The following is a 14,573-nucleotide window of genomic DNA, read 5'->3' as shown; positions in this document are numbered from 1 at the left end:
TCATTGGATAGTGGAATTACTTGATAGTAGAATTACTTGATACTTAAGATCATTGCAATGCTAATTATCCCCTGGCAAAAATTACTGGTATGAAGTAACAGAAGTAATCAGCAAAATCTAGCTTAGAACTCGTTAGCCAAAATCATAAAATTTGGTTAGAAAAATTATACTTTCCGGTTATGAAAAACCATATCAAGTAGTTGTAGTTATACAAAGATAGTTTTACTTTCTGCGTAGAACTGCAAGGCAACATTATTTCTTCTTGAGGGCAACTAATGCAAGTGGTGTCAGCGAAAGATATTACAGAGTACAACCATACCCAAGAGGCTTTAAAAATCAAAGAGCATAGTCGGCGAAAACAAAGCCAAACGCTGGTAAAACTAGCAAGAAGCAAGACGTTTCAGCAAGGTAATCTCAATGCCGTTTTGAGAGAAATCACAGAAACCACTGCTGGGACGCTCTTAGTCGAGCGAGTTAGCGTATGGTTATATAATGAAGAACGTTCCAAAATCGAGTGTATTGATTTGTATGATGTGAGGACTAAGGAGCATACCTCTGGTAACTCGCTTTTAAAAACAAATTATCCAGTTTATTTCCAGGCTTTAGAAGAGGAACGTACCATAGCCGCAGATGATGCCATAAACGATATCAGAACTCAAGAATTATCTAAGTCTTATCTTTCAGTTATGGGCATTACATCGTTACTAGATGCACCAATTTGGCTAGAGGGTCGTTTGATAGGCGTAGTGTGTCATGAACACATAGGTAATGGTCGCCAATGGACTTTGGAAGAAGAGACTTTTGCCGGCTCGATTGCAGATTTTGTGACGCTGGCGATAGAAGCAAGCGAGCGAAATGTCGTACAAGAAGCGCTGCGACAAAGTGAGGCGCAATTTAGGGCGATTTTTGAGCGTTCCTCTATCGGCATTGGACTTATAGATATGAAAGCGCAGATAGTCGATGCTAATGTAGCATTGTGTGGAATTTTAGGATACAGCCGAGAAGAGCTATACGGCAAGACCTTTACCGATTACATTTCCATAGAAAGGGGGGATTTAAAACTTTACAAACAACTGATGTCAGGAATTCGCACAGATTTAAAGAGAAGTTCGAGAGACGGCTTTCAAGCCTCGAAACCTCAGGAACAGCTTGTCCAAACACATCGCATTGAGATGGAAAGACGCTGCTTGCATCAAAATGGTAACTTAGTTTGGACTCATATCTCTGTTTCTGTTATACCAGGCAGTAATGGTGAACCCGAGTTTTTTTTAGCGATGATTGAGGATATTACTGAACGTAAGCAAACTGAGTTGAAACTACGTGCCTCTCAAGAAGCAGCAGAAGCCGCCAGTCGGGCAAAAAGTGAATTTTTAGCAACCATGAGCCATGAACTGCGAACGCCTCTGAATACGATTATGGGTTTGTCGCAGTTGCTACAACAAGAAATAGTTGGCTCTCTCAATGAAAAGCAGAACGAATATGTAAATTCTATATATAGTAGTGGCGAACATCTGTTAGAGCTGATTAACGATATTCTCGATTTATCTAAGGTAGAAGCAGGTAAAGAGGAACTATTGCTATCACCTTTGCCAGTGTCCGATTTATGTAATTATGCCATTTGGACAGTGCGCGATCGCGCCTTAGAAAAGGGATTGCAACTTACCTGTAAAATTGACTTAGAAGAGGATATTTGCATTGCTGATGAGCGGCGTATCAAGCAAATGCTACTCAACCTGCTCACTAATGCCATTAAATTCACCCCAGCAGGTCAAGTATCACTGCTAGTCAAAAAAGTACCGCAAGGGATAACGTTTACAATTTCAGATACGGGAATTGGTATAGACTCAAGTCAGTTTCAATTTCTATTTGAACCGTTTAAACAACTTGATAGTCGGTTAAATCGGCAGTATGAAGGCACTGGTTTAGGTTTAGCATTAACACGCAAATTAGCGCGTTTGCATGGTGGAGATGTTACTGTGACATCAGCTCTAGGAAAGGGTAGTCAGTTCACTCTGTTTTTACCAAATTCAGCGCATCTGGGAGATGAGTGAGATGAAGGAGCAAATTTTATCTTGGTCATAAAAATACATTTTTTCATGACCGAATAGGAACGTGGATTAAATAAAATGCAAAACTTCATCCTGTCTCTAGCTTCCCTCTCCTTTATAAGGCAATACGCTTGGCTTTGTGAAAAATTGTAGCGCAGCCCAACAAAGCCCTAGAAATATTGGGTTTCGTTCCTCAACTCAACCTACACAATTTAAGGATTTTGTAAAAAATATAATACATTGTCACTTAGAATGTGAGAAAATTTTCCTCATTGTGATATGGGGAATACTGGCTTCTTCAAATATTTCTCCTTCTTCAACAAAATCCAATTTTTTGTATAAATCTTTTATATATTCTTGAGCATGAACCATTACTTCTAGAATATTTTTGTTAGCTATCACTTGTAGAGCATTTTCCATAATTTTTTTACCAATACCCTGCCCTCTAGCTGCCGATAAAACAGCAAGCCTTTCTATTTTGGCAGTTTTTTCATTCAAGTATCTGATTCTGGTAGTACCCACAACTTCACTATTTAAATAAGCAATTAAATGAGTAGATATTTCATCTTTCCCATCAAATTCTAAAGCGGGATCTACACCTTGTTCTTCTTGAAAAACTGATTTTCTAATTGCTTGAATTGCCGGAAAATCTTGGGGAAATTCAACAACTTTTATAACTAAATTACTCATTGTTCTCTGTATCTGTAGGATTCATATATACAATAGACATCTGGTGAAATTAATGATCAGTTAGCTGAAATCTATGTAGAGACGTTATATGTATAGCGTTTCCCGACCTAGTAAGGTACAGCCGTAGGGGCACGGCATGCCGTGCCCCTACACCTTGCGATGTAATGTTGTACCTCATCTGAATGGGAACCGCTATAACGTCTCTACATTCATTTTCATTCCTATGTCTAAATAGATAGGACATACGCCCTGCTAGTCTGTCCAATTCATTTTGACGGCTAGAGAGACGCGATAAATCGTCGTCTCTACAGGGAATTTGACAGACTACTACCTACTTTTATCGTTCACTCTGCACCTTCAATTGGTGCAAAACCTTGGCGCTGAATATTTTCTGTCACTGCGCGTGGTTCCAAAAATTGTAGGAGGTAATCAGGGCCGCCTGCTTTAGAACCTACTCCAGAAAGTTTGAATCCCCCAAAGGGTTGTCGCCCAACGATCGCTCCGGTAATATTACGGTTAATGTACAAATTGCCAACTTCAAATTCTGTCTGCGCCTGCTGAATATGCGAAGGTGTTCGAGAATAAAGTCCGCCAGTTAAGGCGTAGTTTGTCCCGTTAGCGACTGTTAGCGCTTCCTGGAAATCTTTCACCCGAATTACCGCCAGCACCGGGCCAAAAATTTCTTGCTGGGAAATTACCACATTTGGTGAGACTTCACTAAAAATGACTGGCCCGATAAAATATCCTTGTTCGGGTGATGGTAATTCCAATGCTAGTTGTGCTTCTGCCTTACCCTTCTCAATATACTCGCGGATGCGATCGCGGGCATTAGCATCAATTACTGGCCCAACTTGGGTACTCGGTAATTCTGCTTCCCCAATATTTAAGGATTTCGTCGCTTCCACCAATCGCTGCACAAAAGCATCATAAATCGGTTGCAGTACAATTACCCTGGAAGCAGCAGAACATTTTTGTCCACTGTAACCAAATGCCGATTGCACTACCCCGACAACAGCCTGGTCTAAATCAGCACTTTCATCGACAATAATCGCATTCTTGCCACCCATTTCCGCAATTACCCGCTTCATGTGCTTTTGTCCGGGTTTCAGCGTTGCCGCCTCTGCGTAAATTCTACAGCCGACTTCTTGGGAACCCGTAAAAGCAATCACATGAGTATCGGGATGATTTACCAAATAAGCCCCGACTTGGGAACCCTTTCCAGGTACGTATTGAAATACACCTTTAGGAAAACCAGCTTCGATCAAAATTTCTGTGAGTTTTGCCGTAATTACAGAAGATGTTTCCGCAGGTTTGAGGAGAGTACAATTGCCGGAAACCAAAGCTGCAACAGTCATTCCACAAGCGATCGCTAGCGGAAAATTCCAAGGAGAAATCACTACAGCAATTCCCCGTGGCTGGTAGATATAACGATTTGTTTCACCAGGTATGTCGTAATTCACACCTTCCTCTAACCGTTCTATCTCATCAGCGTAGTATCGACAGAAATCTATCGCTTCCGAAACCTCTCCATCAGCTTCCTTAACTGGTTTACCAACTTCCAAAACTATCCAAGCTGAAAATTCGGCGCGGCGGAGTTCCAGCAAATCACCCGCTTTCCGCAAAATATCAGCGCGTTGTTTGGCTGGTGTTTTCTTCCACCCAGGAAACGCCGCTTTCGCAGCTTGCATCGCCTGTTCCGCCTGTTCAATGCTAATCAACCCAACTTTACCAATTACCTCACTGAAATTAGAAGGATTGAGAGAATCAACAAATTCTGGCGTATTGACATACTCGCCATTAATCAGTGGTAAATAAGTTTTACCCAACTGTTGACGAACGTTTTGGAAAGCTTGCGCCGTCTTCTTTCTCACCTCTTCCTGGGCGTAATCGGTATCAGGCGCACCGAGGAAATGAGAGTTAGGAGTTAAAGAGTTTTTTTCTTCTTTGACAATTGGCGGCGCTAATAATTCTTCAATTGGTCGATTTTCGAGATTTTGCCGTAAAAAAGAACTGTTAGCGGTATTTTCCAACAACCGCCGAATTAAATACGCCATGCCAGGTAATAATTCACCGTAGGGACAGTAAACTCTTACCCGATAACCCCTGTCAACCAATGCTTTGGCAACTTTATCACCCATACCGTACAGGACTTGTAATTCAAAGCGACGGCGAGGGACATTTAAGCTTTCAGCAATGGCAATGGCGCGAGAGTGCGATCGCACATTATGGCTACCAATGGCAGAATAGACATATTGATGATTTTCTAACAACAACTGAGTGATGGTTTCAAAGTTAGCATCAGTTGCCGCTTTATCGTTGTAAACTGGCTGTTTCCAATGCTTTTGGGCTGCTTTGATCGTTTCTTGATCCCAGTATGCGCCTTTCACCAAACGAATAGTTAGGGGATAACCGCGCTGTTTCAACCAAGAAATTACGTCTTTGACATCTTGCTCGCTATCACGCAGATATGCTTGAATAGTGATACCAATATCTGTACGTTGCCGAAATTCTTCTTCTAGTAACAGTTTTTTCAGAATGCTGAGAGTTATATCCTTATAGGCATACTGTTCCATATCAAAATGCACAGCTGCGCCCAACTCTTTAGCACGACGTAAGAGAGTACGGATGCGATCGCTAACTCGCTCCTCACTACCTCTAGCATCTAATGGGTCAAATTGGGAATAAAACGCCGTTAATTTAACAGAAACCTGAACTTTTGGGATTGCTTCGCCATCAGCCTCATCAATAGCCGGGATAGCTGACCAATTCTTTGATGCTTCCACCAATTGTTGCATTAATTCTAGATAGCGTTCTAGATAAGACTGCGCTTCCGCTTCGGTAATCACCGCTTCACCAAGTAAGTCGATGGTGAAAGCCATTTTCTCTTTTCGCAATCGTTCAACTGTTTTGATGACTTGTTTAATATTTTCCCCAGAAATATATTTATGTGCGAGAGTCTCAACTGCTGTACCAACGGTTGTAGCAGCAACTTGTCCTGGTACAGAGTCGGTATTAGCAAAGTTAAGCATCCCTTTCAAAGCTGCCGGTAATTCTACAGATTCATCGCCGAGATATTCTTGTAAATGTGAGGCAATTTCTGATTTACTGTGCAAAGCAGGTAGCGTATCTATAAAGCGAAATAGTTGCACCCGCAAGCCAGGATTACTCATCGCCCAAGCTAGTAATTTATCATCCCAGCGCATTTGATCCCGTAGGGAAGAAAGAAACGAGCGATTTTCCTGGGTTGCTGCTAGAAGTTGTTTAGCAATTTCTTGGGTTTTAGTTTCGTAGGTGCTTGTTTGTACTTGTAATACCACTGATAATAAACTCCGTTAATCAAGGCAAGGCTTTTTATATAAACCCTGTGTCTTCTATTTTGACGCTTTCATTTCGCAGTCACCATATTTAGTCGGGAGTGGGGAATTCAATTAAAAATTCAAAATTCAAAATTAAAGAATTTCTGCCCCCTGTCTTCTGCCCCCTGCCTCCTCTTTCCCAATGCCCAATTCAATAACAAATGTTATCCTTTTGTTGATCTATAGGACTCATCTTTGATTTTTGAACAAAACTCAGTACACCTTTATTCCTTCTTCCCAGTCCCCATTACCCCTTATCCCCACAGGGGCCCCCACCTTCCCCAGTCCCTTACCTCTACGAGTAATTCAGAAATCAAATCGGATTGCTATATTTCTAATTTGATAGACAGATGTTGCAACACAAGAGATTAGCTCAGTCATACTAAGAGCGTCAATACTAAATTTATGCCTACAGAAAACCTCACGCATATTTTATTTTCTAACTGGCAACACACACTCCAACCCTTTGGCGTTGACCAGGTAGCGGCTGATAAAGCCTTTTATCCTTTGATTGCAGCTTACTCTACTCCTGATCGCTACTACCATACACTGAAACACATTGATCGCATTCTCAGCACAATTGAGATTTTGCAAGGCTACACCAATAACTTAGCAGCTGTTCAACTAGCTGCCTGGTTTCACGATGTAGTGTATGACTCTCAATCTCAAGATAATGAAGAACGAAGTGCAGACTATGCTTCTGAATTGCTGAGTAATTTGGGTATTCCAGAAACTATCATCACTACTGTCACCCGTCTGATTCTGAACACTAAAGACCATCAAGCTGCGGTGAATGATTATGATAGCCAAGTTTTACTTGATGCAGATTTAGGGATTTTGGCTACTGACTCAGTGCAGTATCGAGAATACAGCTATGCCATTCGCCAGGAATATGCCTGGGTGGCAGAAGAAGATTATATCAGAGGTCGTCAGCAGGTTTTAGAGGGATTTTTAAGGCGATCGCATATCTACTTTACGCCTTTAATGTTAGAGTTCGCTGAACCATCTGCCCGTGGCAATATCCAGGGAGAAATTCAGTCTTTATTATCTGGTTAGTTTTACATCAATTTTACTTATAGATGCAACACCTGTTAAAGTAGCATAGCTTACACCCCTGCGATCAACCTGACTTTTCACATCATGTAGCAAGTTCTACAAAAAACCTAACCTACTTGCCGCGACGCTAAGACAAGGTAATTTCATACAACCAGAGAAAAACTAAAACCAGGTTTCAAAGCCTCTCTCCGCCTCGGATAGAGGTCAAAACCTGCATCCAAGGGAGAATCTCTATAATGAGCTTTGATCTAGTATTAATATTTTATTTTAGCCATCAGAAAGAAAGATAAGATTTAATAAGAGATTTTTTACTACTGAATTTGAAAACAGGAAGAACACTATGGCTAATACTGGTGTAATTCATCAACAAGCACCTCCAGAGCGTGTACCACTAAGAACCTGGATTGGTGTATTAGCTAGTATGCTTGGTGCATTTATGGCAGTATTAGATATTCAAATAACTAATGCTTCGCTGCAAGATATTCAAGCAAGTTTAGGAGCGACTCTAGAAGAAGGTTCTTGGATTTCTACAGCCTATCTTGTAGCAGAAATTGTGGTAATTCCTCTAACAGGATGGTTATCACGGGTATTTTCTCTGCGGCGTTATCTGTTAGTAAATACTGCACTATTTATTTTCTTTTCTATCTGCTGTGCTTGGTCATGGAATCTCAATTCCATGATTTTATTCCGTGCTTTACAAGGTTTTAGTGGAGGAGTGTTAATTCCCACTGCCATGACAGTTGTCTTAACGACTTTACCCCAATCTAAGCAATCAGTTGGACTGGCTGCATTTGGTTTTAGTGCAGTTTTTGCGCCTTCAATTGGCCCGACAATCGGAGGGTGGTTAACAGAAAATTTTGGTTGGGAATACAACTTTTATATAAATGTAATTCCAGGGGTATTAATGCTAGCTGGGGTTTGGTATGGAATTAAGCAAGAACTACCCCAAATTAATTTGCTGAAACAAGGTGATTGGTGGGGAATTATTGCGATGGCGATTGGGCTAGGTTCCCTGCAAGTTGTTTTAGAAGAAGGTAGCCGCAAAGATTGGTTTAGTTCAGCATTGATTGTACGTTTAAGTATACTAGCAGTAATTTTTATAACGATATTTTTTTTAATAGAACTAACTCGTAAACAACCATTTATTAATTTGCGACTTTTACTTAGGCGTAACTTTGGTTTAGCTAGTGTTGTTAATGTATCGCTAGGGGTAGGATTGTATGGTTCAATTTATATTTTACCTCTATATCTTGCTCAAATTCAACAATATAATGCGCTACAAATTGGCGAAGTATTGATTTGGGCTGGTATTCCCCAACTGTTTATTATTCCTCTCATACCCAGATTAATGCAACGCATTGATGTGCGTTTAATGGTGGCTGTTGGTGTGACTTTGTTTTCCATCAGTGCATTTATGAACTCTGGAATGACTCATGAAACTGGATTAGAGCAATTACGATGGTCGCAATTTGTGCGAGCAATGGGACAACCTCTAATTATGGTACCACTTAGTTCTATTGCCACTGCTGGTTTGAATCCAAAAGAAGCAGGTTCAGCGAGTGGTTTATTTAATATGATGCGGAATATGGGCGGTTCTATCGGAATTGCATCTTTAGCAACTTTATTAACTAATAGAGAGCAACTTCACTCGAATAGATTGGGTGATGGAGTATCTTTATATAACCCAGAAACTCAACAGCGAATTGACCAAATGACCCAGTATTTTATCAGTCGGGGGGCAGATTTAAATACTGCTCACAATCAAGCGATCGCATCTATATCAAATATAGTCCGTCGGGAAGCATTTGTGCTGGCTTTTAACGATTGTTTCTACTTTATTGGTATTGCATTATTACTCAGTGGCATTGCCGTTTTATTCCTCAAAAAAGTGAAGCCAACAGGTGGGGCTGTGGCTCATTAGACTTGTTCTATAGGTAGCCCTTTCAAGGTGTGTTATTTTCCAGCTTTTTCTGGTTTAGAATCTTAGCAAACAAAAAAATATGTATAACGAGTGGTGTAGCGCAAGAAATACTACGTCCTTATTAAATCCTCTAAATATTATGGGGATTACTTACCTCCTGCCTTGTCTACGACATGCTGCGCGAACGTCCTCCTGCCTCCTTAAGAAAACCATTTTAGATGTCTAGATAGTCTCACGCTTTGCTAAATATTGGTACATCTGCCAACGTGCATCTACTTCAGCTTGGGCTTGTTCTAACAAGTGCTTGGCTACCTCTGGTTTGCTCTTAGTCAGTATCTTGAAACGATTTTCTTGATACATAGAATGTTCTACAGATTGCGTAGGCGATCGCATATCCAATTGCAATGGATTTTTACCCTGGTTAAGCAACTCTGGATTATGCCGATACAGCAACCAACGACCTGATTCTACGAGAGTTTTCTGATGATTCATCCCTGTAGTCATATTGATGCCGTGGGCGATACAATGGCTGTAAGCAATAATCAATGATGGCCCATCATAAGCCTCTGCTTCCAAAAATGCCTTGAGGGTATGTTCATCTCTCGCACCAAGGGCTACACTCGCTACGTAGACATTTCCGTAGGTTATGGCAATCATCCCTAAGTCTTTTTTAGGTGCTGGCTTACCACTGGCGGCATATTTGGCAACTGCGGCTTTTGGCGTGGCTTTGGAAGATTGACCGCCTGTATTAGAATACACTTCTGTATCCATCACCAAAATGTTGACATTTCGACCACTAGCAATTACATGATCGATACCGCCAAAATCGATATCATAAGCCCAACCGTCACCGCCAACAATCCAGACGCTTTTTCTCACCAAGTAATCTGCAAGTGATTTGAGATTTTGAATTTTAGATTTGAGATTGGGGTCAAGAGTGACGATTTCATCTAACCTCTGCTGCAACAGTTCTATCCTTTCGCGCTGTTCCCAAATGTCAGCCTCAGATTTTTGTTCAGCTTTCAAGATTGACTGAGTAAGGTTTTCATCTATTTCACTTGCCAATTGTTGCAACAACTCGGCTGCAAACTCAGCTTGTTTGTCGAGGGAGAGGCGGAAGCCAAAACCAAATTCGGCGTTATCTTCAAATAGATTATTAGACCATGCGGGGCCGCGTCCTTGGGCGTTGGTTGTCCAAGGAGTTGTAGGGAGATTGCCACCATAGATTGAGGAACAACCTGTAGCATTGGCGATGACAGCGCGATCGCCAAACAATTGTGTTAATAATTTTAAATAAGGTGTTTCACCACAACCTGCACAAGCACCAGAGAATTCAAATAAGGGTTCTTGCAGTTGTTGTTGGCGAATCTGGTTTAATTTTAGCGATCGCCTATCAGGATTAGGTAAACTCAAAAAGAAATCCCAATTTTTCCGCTCTTGCTCTTGTAAAGGCAACTGCTGTACCATGTTAATTGCTTTCCGCAATGGCTCAGATTTATCTTTAGCAGGGCAAACATTTACACAAATCGTGCATCCCGTGCAATCTTCTGGGGCAACTTGAATGGTAAATTTTTGATTGGCAAAGTCTTTATCTTTTGCAGCAGTTGATTTGAAGGTTCCTGGTGCATTGACTAACTCATCGGCTTGATAAGCCTTGGCACGGATGGCGCTATGGGGACAAACCATGACGCACTTACCACATTGAACGCACACGTCCGGCTCCCACACAGGTATCTCTTCGGCAACGTTACGTTTTTCCCATTTGGCAGTACCGACGGGAAAAGTGCCATCAACTGGTAATGTGCTAACAGGTAAATCATCACCTTCCCAAATCATGATTTTGCCTAGAACTTCTCGCACAAATTCGGGGGCGGAATTAAGTGAGGAGTGAGGAGTGAGGAGTGAGGAGTTAGGAATGTGGATTGTTTGGGGGACATCTACTTTATGCAAGTTGTCTAAGGTGTTGTCTACGGCTTGCAAGTTCATGCGGACAACTTCTGCGCCTTTTTTTCCGTAAGTCTTTTCAATGGCTTGTTTGATTTTAGCGATGGCTTCTTCTTGGGGCAAGACACCAGCTAAAGCAAAGAAGCATACCTGCATAATAGTGTTAATTCTGCCACCCATACCACTTTCACGGGCAACCTGGCTAGCATTAATTATGTATAACTTCAAATGCTTGTCGATAATTTGCTGTTGCACCTTTATCGGCAAATATTCCCAGACGGTATCTGCATTGTATGGACTATTAAGCAGCAAAGTCGCCCCAGGAATAGCAGCTTTTAAAATATCTATGCGTTCTAGAAATCCCCAGTGATGGCAACCAATAAAGTTAGCTTGGTCAATTAGGTAGGTGGAGCGAATTGGCTCTTTACCGAAGCGGAGGTGAGAAACGGTCATTGAACCAGATTTTTTGGAGTCAAAGACAAAGTAGCCTTGGGCGTAGTTGTCGGTTTCTTCACCAATAATCTTGATAGAGTTTTTGTTAGCCCCAACAGTGCCATCCGCACCTAATCCATAAAACATTGCTCTGACAACATTATCCGACTCTGTGGAGAATTTGGGGTCAAAGCTGAGAGAAGTATGACTAACATCGTCATTAATTCCAATCGTAAAGTGATTTTTTGGTTTAGCTTGGGCCAGATTATCAAAAATGCCCTTCACCATCGCCGGCGTAAATTCTTTAGAAGAAAGACCATAACGACCACCAATAATTTTAGGCAGAGGGGCAGGGTGTAGGGCGCGGGGGAGAAGATTCTCCCCTCTGCTCCCTGCTCCCTGCTCCCCTGCTTTTTCCCCCCACCCTTCATGGATAGCAGCCACAACATCTAAATACAAAGGTTCCCCAGCGCTACCTGCTTCTTTGGTGCGGTCGAGAACTGCGATCGCTTGTACACTAGTTGGTAATACTGCAACAAACTTTTGGACATCAAAGGGGCGGTAAAGTCGCACTTTGACTACACCAAGTTTTTCACCACGGGCGTTTAGGTAATCTACTGTTTCATGAACAGTTTCACAGCCTGAACCCATGAGAATGATAACGCGATCGGCATCTTTAGCACCGTAATATTCATAGATTTTATAATGCCTCCCAGTGCGTTCTCCAAATTCATCCATGATCTGTTGGACAATATCTGGACAAGCGTTGTAGTAAGGGTTAGCACCTTCTCGTCCTTGGAAGTAGACATCAGGGTTTTGGGCAGTCCCCCGCAAGACTGGACGATCTGGGGTAAGGGCGCGGCTGCGGTGGGCAAGTATGAGATGATCGTGGATGAGCGATCGCAAATCGTCATCTGAAAGCAATTTGACTTTCTGTACTTCATGTGAGGTACGGAAACCGTCAAAGAAGTGCATAAACGAGACTCGCGTCTCTAGAGTCGCAGCATGGGCGATCAGAGCAAAATCTTGGCTTTCTTGCACCGAAGCCGAACACAGCAGAGCAAAACCAGTAGCCCGAGCTGCCATTACATCGCTATGGTCGCCAAAAATCGATAGAGCATGGGTAGCCAAAGAACGAGCAGCAACGTGAACCACAGCGCTAGTCAGTTCACCAGCAATTTTATAAAAGTTAGGGATCATCAACAACAATCCCTGAGATGCGGTGAAGGTGGTACTTAGGGAACCTGTTTGTAATGCCCCATGCACAGCACCAGCCGCCCCGCCTTCGCTCTGCATCTGCACGACACTGGGAATAGTACCCCAGAGGTTGGGACGACGTTCTGCTGACCAAGCATCTGCCCATTCACCCATTGCTGAAGAGGGGGTGATGGGATAAATGGCAATCACTTCATTTAGTTTGTAAGCAACACGGGCGACAGCTTCATTCCCATCGATGGTTGCAAAGGTTTTGTTCATAATTGGATTTTTGTCCCCGTCTCTCAGTGTTAATAGTAAGAGCAGAATTCAGGAGTCAGAATTCAGGATTCAGAATAGTCAAAGAATTAGGAAAAATTTTTATACATAAATGTACTAATAATGCTGCATTCCTTTTAAACTCTGACTTTTGACTTCTGGGTGCTGAATTATTACTAAGAATTTATCAATGGCTTTCGGCTCTTTAATTAACTTTAAATAAACACTTCATGTATTAGTATCTCATCCGAAATACCGCATCTATTAATATGTATTAATAATGTACTCAATAGCCAAAGCACTTATTAGATAAGGCTTTCAGTTAATTGATTATTTTTTGTGGGGTATAGGGTCGGGCTTCTATCTCGTTTTCATCTCCGTTAGGGGAAGTGGTTATGTAAAGAAGCTTTTTTCAACACAGCAGTTCACAATTAGGAACAAAAGTTTACGTCCCCGTTAGGGGAAGTGGTTATGTAAAGTTCTTGCTGAATGAATCGAAGGCGATCGCCTCAACGATATACCAAAATGAATACGTGAATTACTCAAATTTGCTTGCATTTGAGCGACTGTCCGGCTTGAATGCGATCGCCCTCTTTGGCTAGTGTTCTGGATTTTTAATGAAGTTTAGCTATAGTTCTTAACTATGTGTGCTAGCCTGGAATACTTAAAGTAGGCTGTTATTTTTTGGTTTCTGTATCTAGCCAACCGTAATTATTAAACTGATATTAAATGTTTGAGAGATTAAAATATGAAATCCTCTTTCATCACCTTAGTCGTTGTGATTAGCGCACTTACTCTTTCCCAAAGTGCCTACGGCAATGAAGAGAATATTCTCAATACAACTAGTGATCGCAATCAGGCTGAAGTTTTATTGACACAACCAGCCACGATTAACAGTACATGGAATAATTTTATCGGACAGACTAATAATCCCCAACAAACTGCTGAATCAGTTTCGCTAACGCGAGAGCGAGGATGCCCAAAAATTAACCCGCTTGAGTTAATCAATGACCCAGGCTCTTTTTTTAAGCAATGTCAGCAGCCAGCAAGTATCCAAAGTTCTCAAAGTACAGAGCCAATTGAGTACCTCAAGGTTCCTAAACTGGATTCTGGTACTGGTATTAGTGTGACAGTTACTCAGTTTTAGTATATAAACTTTTTTAACAAGAGATAACCAATTCTTGGTAGTGTAATTTATCTCAATAATTTACGTTCAAACATGGATGAAATATTTATGTTGGCTGCTTTAACTCAAAGCAGAAAAGCAATGCCTGAATGTTTGCCGAATCCACCAGTCGGCTGTGTAATTGTAGATGCTCAAGAAATAGTAGCTCAAGGATACACGCGGATACCGGGAAAACACCATGCTGAGGCTGATGCACTTCAACAGATTCAAGGCAAAGCTTTCAACTTCTTGAAAATGTATGTCACACTTGAACCTTGTTCTTTTCATGGACGCACACCATCATGTGCTTTAGCGATCGCTGAAGATCGTCGAATACATGAAATATATGTATCCATACTTGATCCAGACCCCCGCAACAATGGTCAAGGATTAGATATTCTAAGAATTGCAGGAAAAACGGTTAATGTCGGATTATGCGCCAATGAAGTGAATGCTTTTCTTAGCCAATATCTACGAAAGTGATGGCA

General features: G+C 41.6%; 8 protein-coding genes. 5 read left to right on the top strand and 3 right to left on the bottom strand.

Annotated features, from left to right (window positions below; genetic code table 11):
- The first annotated feature begins 275 nt into the window (after nucleotides 1-275).
- Nucleotides 276-2,051 carry an ATP-binding protein gene (locus HWQ39_RS01560; RefSeq protein ID WP_292840584.1) on the top strand — a complete coding sequence of 592 codons (1,776 nt, stop codon included), beginning with the start codon at nucleotides 276-278 and terminating at the stop codon, nucleotides 2,049-2,051.
- Between the two features lie 240 nt (nucleotides 2,052-2,291).
- Here HWQ39_RS01560 and HWQ39_RS01555 read toward each other — a convergent pair whose 3' ends face one another.
- The gene (locus tag HWQ39_RS01555; RefSeq protein WP_292840581.1) at nucleotides 2,292-2,738 is read right to left on the bottom strand and encodes a GNAT family N-acetyltransferase; all 447 of its coding nucleotides are present in this window, start codon (nucleotides 2,736-2,738) and stop codon (nucleotides 2,292-2,294) included.
- A gap of 344 nt (nucleotides 2,739-3,082) precedes the next feature.
- The gene (gene pruA, locus HWQ39_RS01550) at nucleotides 3,083-6,055 is read right to left on the bottom strand and encodes an L-glutamate gamma-semialdehyde dehydrogenase (RefSeq protein ID WP_292840578.1); all 2,973 of its coding nucleotides are present in this window, start codon (nucleotides 6,053-6,055) and stop codon (nucleotides 3,083-3,085) included.
- 444 nt (nucleotides 6,056-6,499) lie between these two features.
- Here pruA and HWQ39_RS01545 point away from each other — a divergent pair, with 444 nt between their 5' ends.
- A complete protein-coding gene (locus HWQ39_RS01545; RefSeq protein WP_292840575.1) occupies nucleotides 6,500-7,150 on the top strand; it encodes a hypothetical protein in 651 nt (216 codons plus the stop codon).
- Nucleotides 7,151-7,490: 340 nt separating this feature from the next.
- On the top strand, nucleotides 7,491-9,071 hold the full coding sequence (locus HWQ39_RS01540; RefSeq protein WP_292840572.1) for a DHA2 family efflux MFS transporter permease subunit: 1,581 nt from the start codon (nucleotides 7,491-7,493) through the stop codon (nucleotides 9,069-9,071).
- A 222-nt stretch (nucleotides 9,072-9,293) separates the two neighbouring features.
- Here the strand turns inward: HWQ39_RS01540 and nifJ are convergent, their stop codons facing one another.
- Complete coding sequence (gene nifJ / locus HWQ39_RS01535; protein ID WP_292840569.1) at nucleotides 9,294-12,923, bottom strand: pyruvate:ferredoxin (flavodoxin) oxidoreductase; 3,630 nt, start codon at nucleotides 12,921-12,923, stop codon at nucleotides 9,294-9,296.
- Nucleotides 12,924-13,668: 745 nt separating this feature from the next.
- Here nifJ and HWQ39_RS01530 point away from each other — a divergent pair.
- Both HWQ39_RS01530 and HWQ39_RS01525 read left to right on the top strand, forming a co-directional pair.
- On the top strand, nucleotides 13,669-14,067 hold the full coding sequence (locus HWQ39_RS01530) for a hypothetical protein (protein WP_292840566.1): 399 nt from the start codon (nucleotides 13,669-13,671) through the stop codon (nucleotides 14,065-14,067).
- A 72-nt stretch (nucleotides 14,068-14,139) separates the two neighbouring features.
- Nucleotides 14,140-14,568, top strand: a complete 429-nt coding sequence (locus HWQ39_RS01525; RefSeq protein ID WP_292840563.1) for a deaminase — start codon at nucleotides 14,140-14,142, stop codon at nucleotides 14,566-14,568.
- The last annotated feature ends 5 nt before the right edge of the window (nucleotides 14,569-14,573 follow it).

It is taken from the genome of Nostoc sp. NMS8, assembly GCF_017115045.1.
Lineage (GTDB): Bacteria > Cyanobacteriota > Cyanobacteriia > Cyanobacteriales > Nostocaceae > Nostoc.
The sequence above is the reverse complement of the archived record's forward strand: the minus strand, read 5'-3'. Positions and strand labels throughout refer to the sequence as shown.

Bases quoted from the DNA above. Each gene is read 5' to 3' on its own strand.
- HWQ39_RS01560 (WP_292840584.1), top strand. From the start codon at position 276: ATGCAAGTGGTGTCAGCGAAAGATATTACAGAGTACAACCATACCCAA.
- HWQ39_RS01555 (WP_292840581.1), bottom strand. From the start codon at position 2,738: ATGAGTAATTTAGTTATAAAAGTTGTTGAATTTCCCCAAGATTTTCCG.
- HWQ39_RS01545 (WP_292840575.1), top strand. From the start codon at position 6,500: ATGCCTACAGAAAACCTCACGCATATTTTATTTTCTAACTGGCAACAC.
- HWQ39_RS01540 (WP_292840572.1), top strand. From the start codon at position 7,491: ATGGCTAATACTGGTGTAATTCATCAACAAGCACCTCCAGAGCGTGTA.
- nifJ (WP_292840569.1), bottom strand. From the start codon at position 12,923: ATGAACAAAACCTTTGCAACCATCGATGGGAATGAAGCTGTCGCCCGT.
- HWQ39_RS01530 (WP_292840566.1), top strand. From the start codon at position 13,669: ATGAAATCCTCTTTCATCACCTTAGTCGTTGTGATTAGCGCACTTACT.
- HWQ39_RS01525 (WP_292840563.1), top strand. From the start codon at position 14,140: ATGGATGAAATATTTATGTTGGCTGCTTTAACTCAAAGCAGAAAAGCA.